20 protein-coding genes and 1 other annotated feature are annotated in these 20797 nt (G+C 36.3%); all 20 genes read left to right on the top strand.

Annotation, left to right across the window (positions count from 1 at the left end; genetic code table 11):
• Positions 1 to 66: 66 nt before the first annotated feature.
• The 20 genes from NSQ40_RS19925 (at position 67) to divIVA (ending at position 20507) form a co-directional block, all read left to right on the top strand.
• Positions 67 to 1983, top strand: a complete 1917-nt coding sequence (locus NSQ40_RS19925; RefSeq protein ID WP_003208238.1) for a stage V sporulation protein D — start codon at positions 67 to 69, stop codon at positions 1981 to 1983.
• Between the two features lie 282 nt (positions 1984 to 2265).
• A complete protein-coding gene (locus NSQ40_RS19920; RefSeq protein WP_003208236.1) occupies positions 2266 to 3741 on the top strand; it encodes a UDP-N-acetylmuramoyl-L-alanyl-D-glutamate--2,6-diaminopimelate ligase in 1476 nt (491 codons plus the stop codon).
• Between the two features lie 22 nt (positions 3742 to 3763).
• Complete coding sequence (gene mraY / locus NSQ40_RS19915; protein WP_018764757.1) at positions 3764 to 4738, top strand: phospho-N-acetylmuramoyl-pentapeptide-transferase; 975 nt, start codon at positions 3764 to 3766, stop codon at positions 4736 to 4738.
• A complete protein-coding gene (murD, locus tag NSQ40_RS19910) occupies positions 4739 to 6091 on the top strand; it encodes a UDP-N-acetylmuramoyl-L-alanine--D-glutamate ligase (protein ID WP_003199773.1) in 1353 nt (450 codons plus the stop codon).
• Between the two features lie 84 nt (positions 6092 to 6175).
• Positions 6176 to 7273, top strand: a complete 1098-nt coding sequence (spoVE, locus tag NSQ40_RS19905) for a stage V sporulation protein E (RefSeq protein WP_018764756.1) — start codon at positions 6176 to 6178, stop codon at positions 7271 to 7273.
• A 107-nt stretch (positions 7274 to 7380) separates the two neighbouring features.
• Positions 7381 to 8484 (top strand): undecaprenyldiphospho-muramoylpentapeptide beta-N-acetylglucosaminyltransferase, encoded by a 1104-nt coding sequence (gene murG / locus NSQ40_RS19900; RefSeq protein WP_098158936.1) that lies wholly within the window; start codon positions 7381 to 7383, stop codon positions 8482 to 8484.
• 50 nt (positions 8485 to 8534) lie between these two features.
• Positions 8535 to 9440, top strand: coding sequence for a UDP-N-acetylmuramate dehydrogenase (murB, locus tag NSQ40_RS19895; protein ID WP_018780901.1), 906 nt, complete (start codon positions 8535 to 8537; stop codon positions 9438 to 9440).
• 98 nt (positions 9441 to 9538) lie between these two features.
• Entirely contained in the window at positions 9539 to 10309 is a 771-nt protein-coding gene (locus tag NSQ40_RS19890; RefSeq protein WP_003199783.1) for a cell division protein FtsQ/DivIB, read from the top strand.
• A 401-nt stretch (positions 10310 to 10710) separates the two neighbouring features.
• Entirely contained in the window at positions 10711 to 12012 is a 1302-nt protein-coding gene (gene ftsA, locus NSQ40_RS19880; protein ID WP_003199785.1) for a cell division protein FtsA, read from the top strand.
• Between the two features lie 39 nt (positions 12013 to 12051).
• Positions 12052 to 13209, top strand: coding sequence for a cell division protein FtsZ (gene ftsZ / locus NSQ40_RS19875; protein ID WP_003199787.1), 1158 nt, complete (start codon positions 12052 to 12054; stop codon positions 13207 to 13209).
• Between the two features lie 492 nt (positions 13210 to 13701).
• Entirely contained in the window at positions 13702 to 14619 is a 918-nt protein-coding gene (spoIIGA, locus tag NSQ40_RS19870; protein WP_033797269.1) for a sigma-E processing peptidase SpoIIGA, read from the top strand.
• Between the two features lie 19 nt (positions 14620 to 14638).
• On the top strand, positions 14639 to 15358 hold the full coding sequence (sigE, locus tag NSQ40_RS19865) for an RNA polymerase sporulation sigma factor SigE (RefSeq protein WP_003199790.1): 720 nt from the start codon (positions 14639 to 14641) through the stop codon (positions 15356 to 15358).
• A 194-nt stretch (positions 15359 to 15552) separates the two neighbouring features.
• Positions 15553 to 16332: an RNA polymerase sporulation sigma factor SigG gene (gene sigG, locus NSQ40_RS19860; RefSeq protein ID WP_003199794.1), complete on the top strand. Its 780-nt coding sequence runs from the start codon at positions 15553 to 15555 to the stop codon at positions 16330 to 16332.
• Between the two features lie 150 nt (positions 16333 to 16482).
• A complete protein-coding gene (locus tag NSQ40_RS19855; protein WP_016116026.1) occupies positions 16483 to 16761 on the top strand; it encodes a YlmC/YmxH family sporulation protein in 279 nt (92 codons plus the stop codon).
• Positions 16762 to 16876: 115 nt separating this feature from the next.
• A complete protein-coding gene (gene pgeF / locus NSQ40_RS19850) occupies positions 16877 to 17686 on the top strand; it encodes a peptidoglycan editing factor PgeF (RefSeq protein WP_003199797.1) in 810 nt (269 codons plus the stop codon).
• A gap of 5 nt (positions 17687 to 17691) precedes the next feature.
• A complete protein-coding gene (locus NSQ40_RS19845; protein WP_003199799.1) occupies positions 17692 to 18366 on the top strand; it encodes a YggS family pyridoxal phosphate-dependent enzyme in 675 nt (224 codons plus the stop codon).
• Between the two features lie 19 nt (positions 18367 to 18385).
• On the top strand, positions 18386 to 18850 hold the full coding sequence (locus tag NSQ40_RS19840) for a cell division protein SepF (protein WP_003199801.1): 465 nt from the start codon (positions 18386 to 18388) through the stop codon (positions 18848 to 18850).
• A gap of 6 nt (positions 18851 to 18856) precedes the next feature.
• A complete protein-coding gene (locus NSQ40_RS19835) occupies positions 18857 to 19120 on the top strand; it encodes a YggT family protein (RefSeq protein WP_003199802.1) in 264 nt (87 codons plus the stop codon).
• A 15-nt stretch (positions 19121 to 19135) separates the two neighbouring features.
• A complete protein-coding gene (locus NSQ40_RS19830) occupies positions 19136 to 19909 on the top strand; it encodes a YlmH family RNA-binding protein (protein WP_003208221.1) in 774 nt (257 codons plus the stop codon).
• A gap of 91 nt (positions 19910 to 20000) precedes the next feature.
• On the top strand, positions 20001 to 20507 hold the full coding sequence (gene divIVA, locus NSQ40_RS19825; protein WP_016116021.1) for a septum site-determining protein DivIVA: 507 nt from the start codon (positions 20001 to 20003) through the stop codon (positions 20505 to 20507).
• Positions 20508 to 20558: 51 nt separating this feature from the next.
• Positions 20559 to 20783, top strand: a binding site (T-box leader).
• Positions 20784 to 20797 lie beyond the last annotated feature (14 nt).

Genomic DNA, 20797 nt, shown 5'->3' with positions numbered 1-20797 from the left:
GGTTCTATTCGAATAGGTACAAGCATATATTGGAACAAGCTAGGCGTAAAGGAGGCTTGTTCCAATATGCGTGTATCGAATGTAACAGTTAGAAAGCGACTTATTTTTATACTTATATCAGGTATACTCATTTTTACAATTATTGATATTCGTCTTGGATACGTACAGTTTTTTCTTGGGAATATGTTAACAGATCGTGCAAAGGATTCGTGGAGTCGTAATATTACTTTCGAACCTGAACGAGGAAAAATTTTAGATCGAAATGGTGTGGAGCTTGCAACGAATAAAAGTGCACCAACTGTCTTTGTTGTACCAAGGCAAATTGAAAAACCAGCAGAGACTGCAGAGAAGTTAGCTGCAGTTTTAGGTGTGGAAAAAGAGGAAATTTATAAACGGGTTACAAAAAAAGAGTCCATTGTAAGATTGGATAAGGGCGGAAGGAAAATTTCTCATGATAAAGCAAAGGAAGTACGTGCTTTAAGTTTAAAAGGTGTTTATATTGCTGAAGATTCCATTCGGTATTATCCGTTCGGAAAATATTTATCCCATGTACTAGGGTTTGCTGGTAGTGACAATCAGGGGCTTATGGGACTTGAGTCGTATTATGATAAAGAGCTAAATGGTGATAAAGGGCATGTGCGCTTTTTTGCAGATGCGAAAGGGCAAAGGATGCCGAATGTTGGAGATGATTTCAAAAAACCAGAGGCAGGCTTAGATTTAAAATTAACAATCGATTCTCGAATCAATACGATTATAGAGAGAGAAATGAATATCGCAGATTCTACGTATAATCCAGATGGTATGATCGCAATCGCGATGAACCCGAAAAATGGTGAAATTTTAGGAATGTCAAGTCGCCCAAGTTTCGATCCCGCGGATTTTCAGAGTGTTTCACCAGAAGTGTTTAATCGAAACTTGCCTGTATGGAGTACATATGAGCCGGGATCGACTTTTAAAATCATTACACTTGCGGCTGCTTTAAATGAAAAATTAGTAGACTTGGAGAAAGATACGTTTTATGATGATGGAGCAGCTGAAGTTGGAGGCGCTAGGCTACGTTGTTGGAAAGCTGGTGGCCACGGTAGTCAAACGTTTTTAGAAGTTGTTCAAAATTCTTGTAACCCAGGTTTTATTGAGCTTGGGGACCGCCTTGGAAAAGAAAAGTTATTCCAATACATTCGTGATTTTGGTTTTGGACAGAAGACAGGGATTGACTTGCAAGGAGAAGGAAAAGGGATTTTATTCAACTTAGATAAGGTTGGTCCGGTTGAACAGGCGACGACTTCTTTTGGGCAAGGGGTTTCTGTTACACCGATCCAACAAGTTGCTGCGGTAGCGGCAGCTGTAAATGGTGGGACATTATACCAGCCGTATATTGCGAAAGAATTTGTTGATCCATCGAATAATCAAGTTGTAAGAAAGAAAACACCGGTCGAGAAAAGAAAAGTTATTTCCAAGGAAACATCGGAAAAAGTTCGTTATGCGTTAGAAAATGTTGTAGCGAAAGGTTCTGGTAAAGGTGCATATATTGATGGTTATCGTGTTGGTGGAAAAACAGGAACTGCCCAAAAAGTAAAAGACGGAAAATATTTAGATAATAATTATATTGTATCTTTTATTGGGTTTGCTCCAGCAGATGACCCACAAATCGTTGTGTATGTTGCGGTGGATAATCCAAAAGGAGTTACTCAATTTGGTGGTGTTGTTGCTGCGCCAATTGTAGGAAATATTCTTCGTGATGTGCTTCCTGTGATGGGAGTAGAGCCACGCAAGGAGCAGGTTGAAAGGGAATATAAATGGGGCGATACACCTACAATAGAAGTTCCGGATTTAATCGGGATGAAGAAAAAAGATTTGCAAACGCAGCTTGTAGATTTGCAGCTCGATGTAAGTGGTGAGGGAGACAAAGTAATTAAACAATCACCAGAAGCTGGTGCCAAAGTAAAGGAAGGATCAAAAATTAGGATTTACTTTGGTAATTAAAAGTCAGAGATTGTGTTTTGTGATACAATTGGTGGAAGTTGAGTTAATATATAATCTCTGTTTTCATAGAAATTTATTTTCTATGAAAACAGATTATATTGCTCTTGAACATAAAAAATAAAGAATTTATCAGCTGAGGTATTATATGATGCACTGATAAACGAGTCTGATTTTTCGGGCTCTCAGCAAATGCTTCCTTCTTCAATTTTTAGCGAATGAAGGATAGGAAGAATTACTTATTAAGTAAGAGATAAATAAACAATGTAGAGAGGGTTTAGTGAAATGAAGTTGCACACACTTGTATCATGTTTGCATGATTTTCCAGTTGTTCCAAAAGAAAATCCAGAAATTACATCCATTGAAGCAGATTCACGTAAAGTGACAAATGGAAGCTTATTTGTATGTATGAAAGGGTATACGGTTGATAGCCATGATTTTGCTAAGCAAGCAGCCGCGCAAGGTGCGGCTGCTATTGTTGCGGAAAGACCGATTGATGTTGACGTTCCAGTTGTACTTGTGAAAAATACCTATCGTTCTTTAGCGGTTTTAGCTGATTATTTTTACGGACAGCCAACGCATAAATTACACTTGATTGGGATTACAGGTACAAATGGAAAGACAACAACATCGCATATTATGGATGAAATTATGCGGGCACACGGTCATAAAACAGGGCTAATTGGAACAATTAATATGAAAATCGGTGATGAAACATTCGAGGTGAAAAATACAACGCCAGATGCACTGACACTTCAGCAAACGTTTCGCCGTATGGTTGAGCAAAATGTAAATAGCGCAGTAATGGAAGTTTCTTCACATGCATTAAGTCTTGGCCGTGTACACGGTTGTGATTATGATGTAGCTGTATTTACAAATTTAACACAAGATCATTTAGATTATCATAAAACGATGGAAGAATATAAGCATGCAAAAGGCTTGCTTTTTGCTCAGCTTGGTAATAGCTATCATCATAACCGTGAAAAGTACGCTGTGTTAAACAGTGATGATCCAGTAACAGAAGAGTATATGAGAAGTACTGCGGCTACGGTTATTACGTATGGAATTGATACACATAGTGATATTATGGCAAAAGATATTGTGATGACGAGTGGTGGAACAACATTTACCCTTGTTACGCCAAGTGAAAGTGTAAATATTACGATGAAGTTAATTGGAAAGTTTAACGTATACAATGTTTTAGCAGCAATAGCCGCTACTCTTGTGTCTGGTGTAACTTTGCAAACGATTATTCATGTTGTGACGAATTTAACTGGAGTTCCAGGCCGCTTTGAAGTTGTGGACGGGGGACAAGATTATACAGTTATTGTCGATTATGCACATACTCCAGATAGTTTAGAAAATGTGTTAACAACAGCGAAACAATTTGCAAAAGGGAATGTGTATTGTATTGTTGGTTGCGGCGGTGATCGTGATCGGACGAAAAGGCCAATTATGGCTGGTGTCGCTACAGAATATGCAACACACGCAATCTTGACTTCAGATAACCCAAGAAGTGAAGATCCACAAGCGATTTTGGATGATATGTTAGCAGGTGCAAAAGGAAATAATTATGAAGTCATTGTTGATCGAAAAGAAGCGATTTTCTATGGGGTTTCAGAAGCGAAGGCAGAAGATATTATTATCATTGCTGGAAAAGGGCATGAAACGTATCAAATTATTGGCAAAGAAGTACATCATTTTGACGATCGTGAAATTGCGAAAGAGGCAATCACTGAGCGTTTAAACAACAAAGAGTAACAACATGAGAGGGGGACTACATGTGCTTGAACAAGGTTTATTAGTAACGGCTGGGGTAGCTTTCTTAATTTCTGTTGCCCTTTCGCCATTGTTTATTCCAATTTTACGTAGGTTAAAGTTTGGGCAAAGTATTCGTGATGAAGGGCCAAAATCACATCAAAAGAAATCGGGAACACCAACGATGGGTGGTATTGTCATTTATGTGTCTATGATGGTGACAACACTTATCATGGCAATTAAATTTAAACATTTAAATGCGGAAGTATCATTATTATTATTAGTTACATTTGGTTATGGATTGATTGGTTTTTTAGATGACTATATAAAAGTTGTTAAAAAAAGAAATCTTGGTTTAACATCAAAACAAAAATTAATCGGTCAGCTAGTTATTGCAATTGCATTCTTTGTAATTGCAAAAGGGCAGGGATTTGATACACATTTAATGATTCCAGGAACCGAAATTAAATTTGATTTACACTGGGCATATTTTATCCTTGTGCTATTTATGCTTATTGGTGGATCAAATGCAGTCAATTTAACAGATGGTTTAGATGGATTGTTATCAGGAACAGCCGCAATTGCATTTGGAGCATTTGGCATTATTGCAGTTGCTCAAGATCAATATGCCGTAGCTATTTTCTGTATGGCAGTTGTAGGAGCGGTACTTGGATTCTTAGTGTTTAATGCAAATCCAGCTAAAGTGTTTATGGGAGATACAGGTTCCCTTGCTTTAGGTGGTGCAATAGCTGCCGTAGCTATTTTATTAAAGCAAGAATTATTACTTGTTGTAATTGGCGGCGTATTTGTAATGGAAACTTTGTCTGTTATTATTCAAGTTATTTCATTTAAAACGACAGGAAAACGTGTTTTTAAAATGAGTCCACTGCATCATCATTACGAATTATGTGGCTGGTCAGAATGGCGTGTTGTTGTAACATTCTGGTCTGTAGGATTTTTATTGGCAGTATTAGGAATTTATATCGGGGTGTGGATGTAATTGAAAACTGTAACTGACTATCAAAATAAAAATATTCTTGTATTAGGTATTGCAAAAAGTGGCTATGCAGCAGCAACTTTATTAAAAAGCTTAGGTGCAAATGTTATTGTAAATGACGGAAAACCGTTAGCAAATAATGTATTAGCTGCAGAATTGCAAGCAAAAGGAATGGACGTTGTATGCGGTGGTCATCCACTAGAGTTGTTAGAAAGAAATATTTCACTTGTTGTAAAAAATCCAGGGATTCCATATTCCAATCCACTACTGGTTGCAGCGAAAGAAAAACAGATTCCAATTGTGACAGAAGTGGAGCTTGCATATCGTATTTCAGAAGCACCGTTTGTTGGAATTACGGGGTCAAATGGAAAAACAACAACGACAACACTAACGTTTGAAATGTTGAAAGAAGGACAAAAACATCCTGTTATTGCTGGAAACATAGGTACCGTAGCATGTGAAGTCGCGCAAGCAGCAAAAGAAAATGAAGTAGTTGTTACAGAACTTTCATCATTCCAGCTAATGGGAGTGGAAACATTCCAGCCTAAAATTGCAGCATTTTTAAATCTGTTCGAGGCTCACTTAGATTATCATGGTACAAAAAAAGAGTATGGTTTAGCAAAAGCGAATATTTTTAAAAGCCAAACTGAAGCTGATTATAGTGTAATTAATGCTGATGATGTAGATGTAATGGCGTTATCAGCAAATAGTAAAGGACAAAAAGTATTATTTTCGGCTACTAAGGTAATTGAAGATGGTGCATGTATTAAAGACGGAGCTCTTTATTTTAAAGGTGAGAAAATCGTTGAAGTTCAAGATATCGTTTTACCGGGTAAACATAATTTAGAAAATATTCTAGCTGCTATGAGTATTGCTAAATTGCTAGGGGTAGAAAATGAGGCAATTATTGCCGTATTAAAACGCTTTACAGGTGTAAAACATCGTTTAGAATATGTAACAACAATTAATAATCGTAAGTTTTATAATGATTCAAAAGCAACAAACATGTTAGCAACAGAAAAGGCGCTATCAGCATTTACGCAGCCTGTTATTTTGTTAGCAGGTGGGCTTGATCGAGGAAATGAATTCGATGATTTAATTCCATATTTTGAACATGTAAAAGCGATATTAACATATGGACAAACAGCACCTAAGTTAGTAAGGGCAGCTGAAAAAGCAGGGATAGATATTATTGAAAGTGTCGATAATTTAGAAGAGGCTGTAGAAAGAGCGTATTCTCATTCTACAGATGGAGATGTAATTCTTCTTTCGCCAGCTTGTGCAAGCTGGGATCAATTTAAAACATTTGAAGAAAGAGGAGACATTTTTATACAAGCTGTGCATAAACTTATATAAAGTAAACAAAACATCAGTAGGCTAACACCTACTGATGTTTTGTTACATAGAAGAAAAAAGCTTCTTCAAAAAAGGTGGTGCTCATTGCCAATGAAGAAAACGCCTGATTTTATTTTAATTATCGTAACACTTTTGTTGTTAACAATTGGAATGATTATGGTCTACAGTGCAAGTGCTGTCTGGGCTTCCTATAAGATGGGGGATTCATTCTTTTTTGCAAAACGACAGCTATTATTTGCGGTACTTGGTGTAGCTGCCATGTTTTTTATTATGAAAATTGACTACTGGACATGGCGTACTTATTCGAAAGTGATTTTGCTCATTTGTTTTATCCTTCTCATTCTTGTCTTAATCCCTGGAGTTGGACTTGTTCGAGGGGGAGCGCGAAGCTGGATTGGGATTGGAGCATTTTCGATTCAACCGTCAGAATTTATGAAATTTGCGATGATTATTTTTTTAGCTAAATTTTTAGCGGAAAGACAAAAATTGATTACATCTTTTAAAAAGGGGCTACTTCCAGCACTTGGTTTTGTATTTGTTGCATTTGGAATGATTATGTTACAACCAGATCTTGGAACAGGAACAGTAATGGTTGGGACATGTATCATAATGATTTTTGTTTCAGGAGCACGCATTTTTCATTTTGCAATGCTAGGGCTAATAGGAGTAGCGGGATTTGTTGGATTAATTGCATCGGCACCATATCGAATGAAACGTATTACGTCTTATTTGGATCCGTGGTCAGACCCACTTGGGAGTGGATTTCAGATTATTCAATCGTTACTTGCGATTGGCCCCGGTGGTTTGTTTGGGCTAGGACTTGGACAAAGTAGACAAAAATTTCTTTATTTACCCGAGCCACAAACAGATTTTATTTTTGCGATTTTATCCGAAGAATTAGGTTTTATTGGTGGGTCGTTTGTGTTATTATTATTTAGTCTGTTATTATGGCGTGGGATTCGTATAGCATTAGGAGCGCCTGATTTATATGGTACGTTTTTGGCAGTAGGTATTGTGGCGATGATTGCGATTCAAGTGATGATTAATGTTGGTGTTGTAACAGGACTAATGCCTGTTACAGGAATTACTTTGCCATTTTTAAGTTATGGTGGGTCGAGTTTGACCTTAATGCTAATGGCAGTTGGCGTATTATTGAATATAAGTCGTCATTCTCGCTACTAAACCCTGTTTATAAGACAGGGTTTTTCGTGTGTAGAAAACGGAAAATATATTATAAATATATGAATATATAAAATTGAATTTAGAACAGAGAAGCGGAGGAATTTGTAGTGCGAGTATTAGTTAGTGGTGGTGGCACGGGAGGTCATATATATCCAGCTCTTGCGTTAATTAGAGAAATAAAAAAACTACATCCTGAAGCAAGATTTCTATACATTGGTACGGAAAATGGATTAGAAAGTACAATTGTTCCAAAAGCAGGGATACCATTTCAATCGATTGTCATTAGTGGATTTAAACGGAAAATATCCCTTGATAATGTAAAAACAGTGATGCGTTTTCTAAAAGGTGTACAAGATAGTAAACGATATATTCGTCGCTTCAATCCAGATGTTGTAATTGGTACAGGAGGCTATGTATGTGGTCCAGTCGTTTATGCGGCGGCGAAATTAGGGATTCCTACAATTGTACATGAACAAAATAGTGTACCTGGTGTAACCAATAAATTTTTAAGTCGCTATGTGGATAAGGTAGCTGTTTGTTTTGAAGCGGCATCTGAACATTTTCCAAAGTCGAAAGTTGTCATGACAGGAAATCCGCGTGCATCAGAAGTAATGAACCAAAATGGCATGAAAGGGAAGCGTTCTCTTGGATTATCTCTTTCTAAAAAATCTGTGCTTATTTTTGGTGGAAGTCGCGGGGCAAGACCGATTAATGATGCGTTTGTGGCAGCGATTGAACAATTTGGTAACAAAAATTATGAAGTATTGTATATCACAGGTGAAGTGCATTATGATAAAGTCATGGAGGCTATAAAACAAAAAGGGAATCCGGATAATGTAATCATTAAACCGTTTATTCATAATATGCCAGAGGTACTTACTGGTGTGGATCTTGTCGTTTCACGTGCTGGTGCTACAACATTAGCAGAGTTAACAGCGTTAGGAAAACCAAGTATTTTAATTCCGAGTCCTTATGTGACAAATAATCATCAAGAGAAAAACGCGAGATCTGTTGTCGATAAGGGAGCAGCAAAAATGCTTCTTGAAAAAGATTTAACTGCTGAAGCTCTTCTTCATGATATTGATGAAATTCTATTAAATACACAAACATTACAAAACATGAAACTAGCTGCTACGCAGTTAGGAATTCCGGATGCAGCAAATAAGTTATTTGAAGTGATGAAAAAACTTGTACAAAATAACGTTAGGTGAATGCCCTGCATACTACTGTAATACGGAGATTTAATATGGGGGAGATCATCATGAAACAATTAGCAAAGGAACTTATCGAAGCAGAAGTTGGTAAAGTGTTAGAAAATGAAGCGTTAGCTCGTTATACAACTATGAAAATAGGTGGGCCAGCTGATATTCTAATCGTGCCAAGTAGTGTTGCTGGTGTGGAGAATACTTTAGATCTAGTAAAGAAATATAACACAAAGTGGACAGCAATTGGACGTGGTTCTAATCTTCTAGTATCTGATAAAGGTATTGAAGGTGTTGTAATTCGTTTAGGAGAAGGATTAGATCACTTAGAAGTAGAAGGAACTACTGTACGAGTTGGAGGAGGATATCCTCTTATTAAGTTGTCAACACTACTTAGTCGCCAAGGTCTAGCTGGATTAGAGTTTGCTAGTGGTATCCCAGGAAGTGTCGGTGGAGCAGTATATATGAATGCCGGTGCACATAAATCAGATATGTCAGAAATTTTGATGAGCGCGCGTATTATGTTTGAAGATGGTACAATGAAGTGGTTAACAAAAGAAGAGATGGGATTTTCTTATCGTACTTCTGTTTTACAAACAAAGCGTCCTGGCATTGTAGTAGAAGCAAAATTGCAGTTGAAAGAAGGAAATCGTGAAGAAATAGTTGGTGTAATGCAAAAGAATAAAGACTATCGTCGTGAAACTCAGCCATGGAATCATCCTTGTGCCGGTAGTATATTTAGAAATCCACTACCAAATTTCGCTGGAGATTTAGTCGAAAAGGCAGGTCTACGTGGTCATCAAATTGGCGGTGCGAAAATTTCCGAAATGCATGGAAACTTTATTGTCAATGCAGGATCTGCATCAGCACAAGATGTGCTGGATTTAATTGCATTTGTCAAAAAAACAATTAAAGAAAAATTTGGTGTAGATATGCATACGGAAGTGGAAATTATTGGAAGATAGCTGTTGTTTGTTCCGCTCATTATCATTTATGGTATAATAAGAAGATAAGAACGGCATGCGTAACATGCCGTTCTTTATGTTACATAGGGGGATCGTACATGAAAAATAGTAAAGTGATTAAACTACAAGATCGTGTACCAAAACTAAAGAATCAAAAAAAGAAGAATAAAAAACCTGTCAATCAGAGATTAATTTTATATGTATCGATTTTATTTTTATTAGTACTTTTTTTAATTTATTTTCGGTCTCCACTTAGTAATATAAAAAAGATAAGTGTTCTAGGAAATCATTATATGACAGATGAACAAGTCATGAAGGAATCTGGAGTTACATATGACACGAGTTATTTTCGAGTGACAGCACATAAGGCTGAAGAGAATTTAACAAAACGAAATGAAATTAAGAAAGTAAATGTCAAAAAACGTTTTCCAAATAAAATTGACATTCACATTGAAGAGTATGTAACGATAGGTTATATAAACAAAGGTGGAAAGTTACAGCCACTTCTAGAAAATGGTAAAACACTTGACGTGCTTCCGAACGGGAAATTACCTGTCGCAGCTCCGATTTTTGAACCATTTAAAGAAGAGAAAATGAAAGAGTTAATTGAAGAGCTAGAAAAATTAACTCCGACTATTCTCAGATCTATTTCTGAAATTCATTATGCTCCAACGAATTCAAATGAAGACCATCTTACTTTGTATATGAATGAAGGTTATGAAGTGAGTACAACTATACAAGATTTTGCGAAGCGTATGGAAGCATATCCACTTATTATAAAAAATATAGAGTCGGGTAGAAAAGCCCTAATTGATTTAGAAGTTGGCGCATACTTTAAATATTTAGATAATGAAGAAAAAAAGCAGTAGAGTAGTAGTTTTATTTCTTTTCAAATACAATAACGACAAGTGTGTTTTTCTATGTGTAAATTTCATTACAATTATGATTAATTTGGTGAAAAATAACTAGATTTTCTTCGATTCATGCTAGGATTGGTACAAGTTTAGCTTTTCTATGAGTACATCTTAGTGTAGACTTATATTTGGCGATAATCTTTGCATTTGAAATCGAGTTATTTCAAAGATAAAGCAGTCATTCACAGATTACTGTGATTGCAATAAGTGAATGTTAAATAAAAATAAGAAAAATATAGGGTTAAAAAAGGGAAACGCATAAAGACGTTGAATATTTTTCTTATAAATAGTAAAGCTGCGATTGTTGTTCCATATATTGACCTGTATGGTATAAATAAAGAAGGAGGTGCCAAAGAATGAACAGCAATGAAATATATGTTAGTCTTGACATCGGTACATCCAATGTTAAAGTCATCATTGGTGAAATGGTTAATGATGGTTTAAACATTATTGGTGTTGGAAACGTAAAATCAAATGGTTTGAAAAAGGGCTCCATAGTTGACATAGACGAAACTGTTCGATCAATCAAAAAAGCAATTGAACAAGCTGAGCGTATGGTAGGAATTCACATTGAACAAGTTGTTGTAGGTGTGAATGCAAATCAGGTGCAGCTTCTTCCTTGTCACGGAGTTGTCGCTGTTTCAAATGAAGATCGTGAAATTGGAAATGAAGATGTCTTACGCGTTCTGGATGCAGCACAAGTTGTATCAATTGCTCCTGAACGTGAATTTATTGATGTGGTGCCTCGACAATTCATAGTAGACGGTCTTGATGAGATTAACGATCCACGCGGGATGATTGGTGTAAGATTAGAAATGGAAGGCACGTTAATTACAGGCTCAAGAACGTTATTACATAATTTACTACGTTGTGTGGAAAAAGCGGGCCTTGAAATTGTTGATATTTGTCTGCAACCTTTAGCAGCTGCAACGGTTGCTTTATCTTCTGATGAGAAAAATAGAGGTGTAGCCCTTGTTGATATTGGCGGAGGATCTACAACCTTATCGATTTTTCAAGATGGAGAGTTACAAGCAACAAGTGTATTGCCTTTAGGTGGAGATCATATAACGAAGGATATCGCTATAGGACTTAAAACTTCAACTGAAAGTGCGGATCAAATTAAGCTGAAATATGGACATGCTTTTTATGATACTGCATCTGAAGAAGAAGTGTTTACGGTTCCTATTATGGGAAGCGATCAAACAGAACAATATTCACAACTAGAGTTATCTGATATTATTGAGGCACGTGTAGAGGAAATCTTGATGTTTGTTCAAGAAGAGGTCCGGAAGCTAGGAGTAAAACAAGTAGCGTCTGGTTATGTACTTACTGGTGGGATTGCTTCTATGCCGGGTGTTCTTGATCTTGCATATGATATTTTACATGAAAATGTTCGTATAGCCACTCCAGATTATATTGGCGTTCGTGAACCACAGTATACAATTGGAGTCGGATTAATTAAACATTCTTATCAAAAAGCGAAATTGCGCGGAAAAAATGTTCAGGAAAAGGAAGAGCATTTTGAACCTGTACCAGCACCAATGCCGGTACAGCAGCAACCTGTAAAACAAACAACGCGTAAGCAAAGCAAAAATAATGAAGACAATGAGCGTATGATGTCAAAAGTAAAACGTGTATTCCGCTATTTATGGGATTAAAATTGCACACGAAAAATGAGGTTCTAGGGGGATTTCGACATGTTAGAGTTTGATACTACTCAAGATCAATTAGCGAGCATAAAAGTTATCGGTGTCGGCGGTGGCGGAAATAACGCTGTAAACCGTATGATTGAGCACGGTGTACAAGGTGTGGATTTCATTGCTGTGAACACTGATGCGCAAGCATTAAATTTATCAAAAGCTGAAACGAAAATGCAAATTGGCGGAAAATTAACGCGTGGACTTGGTGCCGGCGCAAATCCTGAGGTAGGGAAAAAAGCCGCTGAAGAAAGTAAAGAACAAATCCAAGAAGCACTTCGTGGTGCAGATATGGTCTTTGTAACAGCTGGTATGGGCGGTGGAACTGGTACGGGTGCAGCTCCAGTTATTGCACAAATCGCAAAAGAACTAGGCGCGTTAACAGTTGGTGTTGTAACACGTCCATTTACATTCGAAGGTCGCAAACGTGCGACGCAAGCTATATCTGGGATTACAGCATTTAAAGATAATGTAGATACAATCATTGTTATACCGAATGATCGTATTTTAGAAATTGTAGATAAAAATACACCAATGCTTGAAGCGTTCCGCGAAGCGGATAACGTATTACGACAAGGTGTACAAGGTATTTCCGATTTAATTGCTACACCTGGTCTCATTAACTTAGACTTTGCAGACGTAAAAACAATTATGTCTAATAAAGGTTCTGCATTAATGGGTATTGGTGTTGGAACTGGTGAAAACCGTGCAGCAGAAGCAGCAAAACGTGCAATTTCTAGTCCGTTATTAGAAACATCTATCGATGGTGCACAAGGTGTTCTTATGAATATTACTGGGGGCACAAACTTAAGTTTATATGAAGTGCAAGAAGCGGCAGATATCGTTGCTTCAGCTTCAGATCCAGAAGTGAATATGATTTTCGGTTCTGTAATTAATGAGAGTTTAAAAGATGAAATTGTTGTTACTGTAATTGCAACTGGTTTTGATGATAGTGTTACAGTTCAGCCGCCAAAAACATTTGTACGTTCAACGGCGACTACAAATCACGCGCAACAGCAACAACCAACAGCACAGCCACAAAAACAACGTGAAGTAAAACGCGAAGTGAAACGTGAAGAGTCTATTGTACATGATCGTAATACAGATTCAGATGATATCGATATTCCAGCATTTTTACGTAACCGTCGTAGACGATAAAAAGAAAGGAGCCTCAGGGCTCCTTTCTTTTTTATTACACAACCTTAAATATTTTAAAATAAAAAAACTTATCTCGCTATTCATAAATATATAAATTCATTTTGATTTTTCAACGTACAAGTCGCTGTTACGAAGAACAAAAGGTGACCAGCACTCGTTTCTCTCTTTGTTTTAACTTGCATATGGCAGGAAAAGGATTAATCTGACCGCTTCTATGCATGGCCGTATGCACTCTTTCACTTAAAAAGAAAGGTTTTATGTCGTTTTTTCAATTTGTATTTATATAGTAAGACCATCATCTAAATTATAGAAAGTAAGAAAAATAGATGAAGGGAACTGAAGAATTTATTATTAGAAAGCTCACAATATATACCTCACGACAGATTATGTCTAGAAACCACAAAATAACAAAAAAACCCCTCCGCAAATTGACACACTTTCCTATTGGATATGCTTTATACTAGTCTCAACTTAAAAAAAGAGGTGAATTGTTTGGTTGTTTACGCCGACGTTGTTTGGTTGTTAAACGCCTGCATTGATTTTCTTTTGCTTTTATTAACAGCAACTGTGTTGAAAAAGAAGATCAAAAGATGGAGGCTTGTGCTAGGGACATTTATTGGTTCTACAATTGTTATTTTTGCCTTTACTCCTTTTGCTTCTATGATGACACACCCAATTATGAAATTATTGTATTCGTTACTTATTGTGTATACAGCATTTGGATTTTCTACTTTTAGAGATTATACACAGATTGTTTTTACCTTTTATTTTGTAACATTTATGGTAGGAGGAGGATTAATTGGAACTCATTTTTTCCTACAAACGAATGACATGGTAGATGGATTAGTTCAGGCGAAAGCAATGTCTTATGGTGATCCAGTAAGTTGGATGTTTGTGATTTTGGGATTTCCGATTATTTATTACTTTTCAAAAAAACGTATTGAAAATGTGGAAGTGACTAAGATTCATTATGACCAAATTGTACAAGTGAATATTAGATTAGTTGAAAATGAAATTAAACTAGATGGCTTGATTGATAGTGGAAATCAGCTTCATGACCCTATAACAAAAACACCGGTAATGATTATGCATATTTCATCATTAGAGCATTGTTTACCAACATGGTTAATAGAACAAATTTATTCCAAAACAGAGATTCCACAAATACCAGAAAATGATTCAGGTTGGGCAACGAGACTACGTTTAATTCCTTTTCGAGCAGTAGGAGTTGAGCATCAATTTTTATGGGCAATTAAGCCAGATGTTGTTCAAATTTATCATGAAGGAAGCAATATGGTCGTAAATAAAGTATTAATCGGCTTAAATACACAGCAATTATCTACAAATGGAGAGTATCAATGTATTATACATCCGAAAATGTTGATATCACCAAAAGTGACAATTGCTTAATTATGAGAGGCGGGAGAATATGACGAAAATAAAATTTTATTTCACATATCTTTGGTATAAAGTATTGCTGAAACTTGGAATTAAGACTGATGAAATTTACTATATCGGTGGAAGTGAGGCATTGCCACCGCCTTTAACAAAAGAGGAAGAAGAAGTACTCCTCAATAAATTGCCAAAAGGTGATCAAGCAGCACGGTCATTACTTATTGAGCGTAACTTACGGCTTGTTGTGTATATAGCACGTAAATTTGAAAATACAGGAATTAATATTGAGGATTTGATTAGTATTGGAACAATTGGTCTTATTAAAGCTGTGAATACATTTAACCCTGAAAAGAAAATAAAATTAGCGACTTATGCATCACGTTGTATAGAAAATGAAATTTTAATGCATCTACGTAGAAATAATAAAAATCGTTCAGAAGTGTCATTTGATGAGCCATTAAATATTGATTGGGATGGGAATGAATTGTTACTATCAGATGTTCTTGGTACGGATGATGATATTATTACAAAAGATTTAGAGGCTAATGTAGACAGACATCTTCTTAAGAAAGCACTACACCAACTGAATGATCGTGAAAAACAAATTATGGAACTCCGTTTTGGACTTGCAGGGGGAGAAGAAAAAACACAAAAAGATGTGGCAGATATGCTAGGGATTTCACAGTCTTATATTTCTCGACTTGAAAAGAGAATTATAAAAAGGCTTCGAAAAGAATTTAATAAAATGGTATAAAGTGACGTTGTTAAAAGGTTAGATCATCAAGGAGATTGTACAAAACCAATCGGTATTCCGATTGGTTTTGTTGTATTTCCGAGTAAAGCACGAATGATATTTTTATTAAAAGTGACAGAAAAACGGTATGCATAAAATTCCCTCCAAAGGAGATACTTTACACTGTACAGCAACTCCCGATAGGAGGGAACACTTTGACGAGAAACAAAGTAGAAATTTGCGGTGTTGATACAGCTAAACTTCCAGTACTAAAAAATGAAGAGATGCGTAAATTATTTCGAGAAATGCAAAGTGGAGAGATAAGCGCAAGAGAGAAATTAGTAAATGGAAACTTACGTCTTGTACTGAGCGTCATTCAGCGATTTAACAACAGAGGAGAATTTGTTGATGATTTATTTCAAGTCGGCTGCATTGGACTTATGAAATCCATTGATAACTTTGACTTAAGCCAAAATGTTAAATTTTCAACATATGCTGTGCCAATGATTATTGGAGAAATTCGTAGATATTTGCGTGATAACAATCCAATTCGCGTCTCTCGTTCGTTGCGAGATATTGCGTATAAAGCATTACAGGTAAGAGAAAAGCTAATTGCTGAAAATTCAAAAGAACCAACGGCGATGGATATTGCAAAAGTACTTGAAGTGACACATGAAGAAATCGTTTTTGCACTTGATGCCATTCAAGATCCAGTATCACTATTTGAACCAATCTATAATGATGGGGGCGATCCTATTTTTGTGATGGATCAACTGAGTGATGATAAACAAAGGGACGAGCAATGGGTGGAAGAATTGGCGTTGAAAGAAGGAATGAAACGATTGAATGATCGCGAAAAAATGATTATCCGAAAACGTTTTTTTCAAGGGAAAACACAAATGGAAGTTGCCGAAGAAATTGGGATTTCTCAAGCGCAAGTATCACGCCTTGAAAAATCAGCAATTAAACAAATGAATAAAACAATTCAAGGATAAGGTCTCATCATTTACGATGAGATCTTTTTATGTTGCGTGCCCCGAGATTCTGTTCATAGGAAAGATTGCGTGTTCATATAATGACAGTAAAGTGAAACCGCTGGCAGAAGGAGACTTATCGATTACACAACATAAAAGGGGAGAATGACAATGATACGAATTTCAGAGTTTCAAATTAAGGATGTTGTAAATGTCTCTGACGGAAAAAAACTTGGAAACATTAGCGATATCGATATTGATATGAATACAGGGAAGATTCAAGCTGTCATTATTTCAAAGCAAACACGTATGTTAGGAATATTTGGGAAAGAAGCAGAGTTTGTTATTCCGTGGAAGCAAATTGTAAAAATTGGAGAGGATGTAATATTAGTAAGAGCTGATCATGTCAATTCTGTAACAGAATCAATACAAACACCGACAATTTCTTAAAGAATATTACAAATTCCTCTTTTTTTTATGTTGTCATTATGGAAAAATAAAAGTATGGTAAAATAGACAGGAAGTACCATGCTTTTTATGTTATTTTATTAAAAGGAGCCGCTTTATGAGAGAACCATTTATATATGAGGACGGTATATTGTATTTACAAGCGTGGAAAGAACTTGGAAACATTACTGCAGGATTTACGACAAAAGATGGTGGAGTAAGTACAGGCTCCTTTCATGCGATGAATTTAGGATTACATGTAAATGATATGATGGAAAATGTTCATGAAAATAGACGTATTTTAGCGAACAAGTTACAAAAAACATTAGAAAATTGGATTTGTTCAGAACAAGTTCATGATCATCATGTTGAAAAAGTAGGACAGCAAGAAAAAGGGCGAGGAATCTATTCATATGAAGAGGGTATTCCAAACACAGATGGTATTTATACGACTGATAGAGATGTATGTTTAACATCTTGTTATGCTGATTGTGTTCCACTCTATTTCTATGCACCATCACAAGGTATGATAGGACTGGCACATGCTGGATGGAAAGGCACTGTAAAAGAAATTGCAAAAGAAATGATTCAAAAGTGGCGTGCGGAAGGGGTGCCAGCTCATGAGATTTATGTTGCAATTGGACCAGCCATAGGGTCCTGCTGTTATGTAGTTGATGATCGCGTATTATCAGCAGCAAAACAAGCGGTAAACGGACATGTTCCATATAAATTGATTTCAGACGGACAATATGCAATTGATTTAAAAGAAATCAATCGCATATTATGCATACAAGCTGGCATAAAAGAAGAGCATATTATGATGTCGTCTCTTTGTACAAGCTGTGAAGAACAATTGTTTTTCTCACATCGTCGTGATCGGGGAAAAACAGGAAGAATGTTGAGTTTCATAGGCTTTAAGGAGGATTGAAAACAGTGGTAGTGCAAGAGAATTTAGCATTTGTAAATGAGAAAATTAAAATAGCATGTGAACGAGCAGAGCGATCGGCACAAGAGGTTAAGCTCGTTGCAGTAACAAAAACAGTAGGAATTGAAAAAACAAATGAAGTAATAGAAGCTGGACTTACTGATTTAGGTGAGAATCGTAATGAAGGTTTTTTACAGAAGTATGAGCATTTTGGTTCAAAAGTAAATTGGCATTTCATTGGTTCGTTACAAACGAGAAAAGTAAAAGAAATTATTAATGAGATTGATTATTTGCATTCATTAGATCGCATTTCACTTGCGAAAGAAATTCAAAAGCGTACTACAAAGCAGGTTCGATGTTTTGTACAAGTGAAAACATCGTCTGAAGAATCAAAGCAAGGGATAGCGGCTGAGGAAACGATTGCGTTTATTCGTGCTTTGCAAGAATTTGATAAAATTGAAGTTGTTGGATTGATGACAATGGCACCATTTACTGAGGAAGAAGCCGAAATTCGTCATTGTTTTAAGAAATTGCGTGGTTTGCAAAAACAAGTACAAGAACTAGGATTATCATACGCTCCGTGTAAAGAGTTATCAATGGGAATGTCAAATGATTATACGATTGCAATTGAAGAAGGTGCTACATATATTCGTTTGGGAACGATTTTAGTAGGAAAAGCATAAAAGGAAGGAGAATGTTATTATGAGTTGGTCAAAAGTAAAATACTTCTTTTTTGACACTCCAGAAGAGCGAGAAGCTTACGAAAAGGAAAAGGAGCAAGCTGAAATGAAAAAACAACAAGATCCACCAGAGCAGCAGGATATTCCACTTACGAAAGCACAGCCGAAACAAAATATTGTAAGTATTGAAACAGCAAAGCAATCTTCCAAAGTTGTTTTGTTAGAACCGCGCACATATTCGGAAGCACAAGGGATTGCGGATCATTTAAAGGGAAGAAGAGCGGTTGTCATTAATTTGCAAAGGATGTCAACAGATCAAGCTGTGCGTATCGTTGACTTTTTAAGTGGTACTGTATACGCTATAGGCGGGGATATTCAAAAATTAGGACCGAAAACATTTATTTGTACACCTGAGACTGTGGATATTGTTGGGGCCATTTCTGAGTTGTTCGGTGAAGAGGAAGAGACAAATATAAAGAGGTGGTAATACGCCATGACGATTATTTTACAAGCATTGCTTTGGATCATCCAGATTTATTCCTGGGCGCTTATTATCTATATCCTTCTATCTTGGTTTCCAGGGGCTAGAGAATCAACATTTGGTGATTTTCTATCACGTATTTGTGAACCATATTTAGAACCGTTTCGGAGATTTATCCCACCTTTTGGCATGATTGATATTTCTCCAATTGTTGCAATTATTGCGTTGAGATTGGCTAGTAGTGGTTTAGTAAGTCTGTTTCGTTATTTCTTGTAATAAGAGGTTGAATGAATGAGCATCTATGAGCATTTTAGACCCGAAGAAGTGGTCTTTGTCGATAAAGTGTTAGAGTGGAAACAGGTGGCTGAAGAATATCATCAAGTGAAATTAACGGATTTTCTGGATCCGCGTCAGCAGCAAATTGTTGCTACGATAATTGGAAATCAAGGGGATGCTACTTTGCGTCTTTATGGTGCTGAGCCAAAAGCGGAAAGGAAAAGAGCTCTTATTTATCCGAGTTATCTTGATTTAAATGAAGAAGATTTCCAAGTTGAAGTATTAGAAATTGACTATCCTTCCAAGTTTTATACGCTTGAACATAGGCAAATATTAGGTGCATTTATGTCTCTTGGTCTTACAAGAGAAAAGTGTGGTGATATTTTGCTTCAAGAAAATCGTGCCCAAATTATAGTTGCAAAAGAAATTGTTTCTTACATTGAAATGAATTTACAATCAATAGGAAAAATGACGGTCTCACTTTCCTCTGTACAAGCAGACAAAGTATTACGATTGCAAGAAGAATGGAAAGAGCAGTCTGGAACTGTTTCATCCCTTCGATTAGATGTCCTGCTAGCTGAAATGCTTCATCTATCACGGCAAAAAGTACAACCGCTTATAAAAAACGGTCTTGTGAAAGTGAACTGGAAAACTGTTGAACAAACTGCATATGAGTGTTTTCCGGGTGATGTTTTTTCAATTAGGGGATATGGCCGGAGTAAATTATTTTCTGTAGAAGGAAAAACGAAACGCGACAAATGGCGAGTTTTGTATGGTATACTAAAATGATTGGTTTTTTAGAAGGAAAATCCCTTATTTTGTCGAAGAAAAGATATAATTAAAAGAGGAAAATTCAGATAACTACTTGGAGGTGGCGTTTGTGCCGTTAACACCATTAGATATTCATAACAAAGAATTTGGTCGCGGATTCCGTGGCTATGATGAGGATCAAGTAAATGAGTTTCTTGATCAGATCATCAAAGATTATGAATTGGTCATTCGCGAGAAAAAAGCATTAGAAGAAAAAGTTGCTCAACTAGAAGGTAAATTAGATCATTTTTCTAACATTGAAGACACGCTAAATAAGTCTATCGTTGTTGCACAAGAAGCGGCGGAAGAAGTAAAGCGTAATGCACAAAAAGAAGCGAAATTAATTGTACGTGAAGCAGAAAAGAATGCAGATCGTATCATTAATGAAGCTTTAGTAAAATCAAGAAAAGTTGCATTTGATATTGAAGAGCTAAAGAAACAAGCGAAAGTATTCCGTACGCGTTTCCGTATGTTATTAGAAGCACAGCTTGAAATGTTAAACAACGATGATTGGGACAAATTAATTGAGCTAGAAGAAGAAGTGGACGAGCTATTAAAGAAAGAAGAAACAGTGTAAGCTTGACGTTTTTCTCATTATTACATATAATTTTAAACAACATATTTATTAAGAAAAACGAAGATAGGGATAAGTACCTTTTTCATACCTTATATAGCGAACTGAGGACGGTGTAAGCTCAGGATAAGGAGATAAATGGGAATATCACCCTGGAGTTCCGCGCTGAACAAAAAAGTAAGCGTAGGCGTATATTCGCGTTAAGAATATAAAGAGGACTTTGTGCATACGTGTACGGTCTACTAGGGTGGTACCGCGGGAGACTTTCTCGTCCCTTTTTTGGGGATGAGAAA

It is taken from the genome of Bacillus sp. FSL K6-6038 (genome assembly GCF_038050455.1).
Classification (GTDB): Bacteria; Bacillota; Bacilli; order Bacillales; family Bacillaceae_G; genus Bacillus_A; species Bacillus_A pseudomycoides.
The sequence above is the reverse complement of the archived record's forward strand: the minus strand, read 5'-3'. Positions and strand labels throughout refer to the sequence as shown.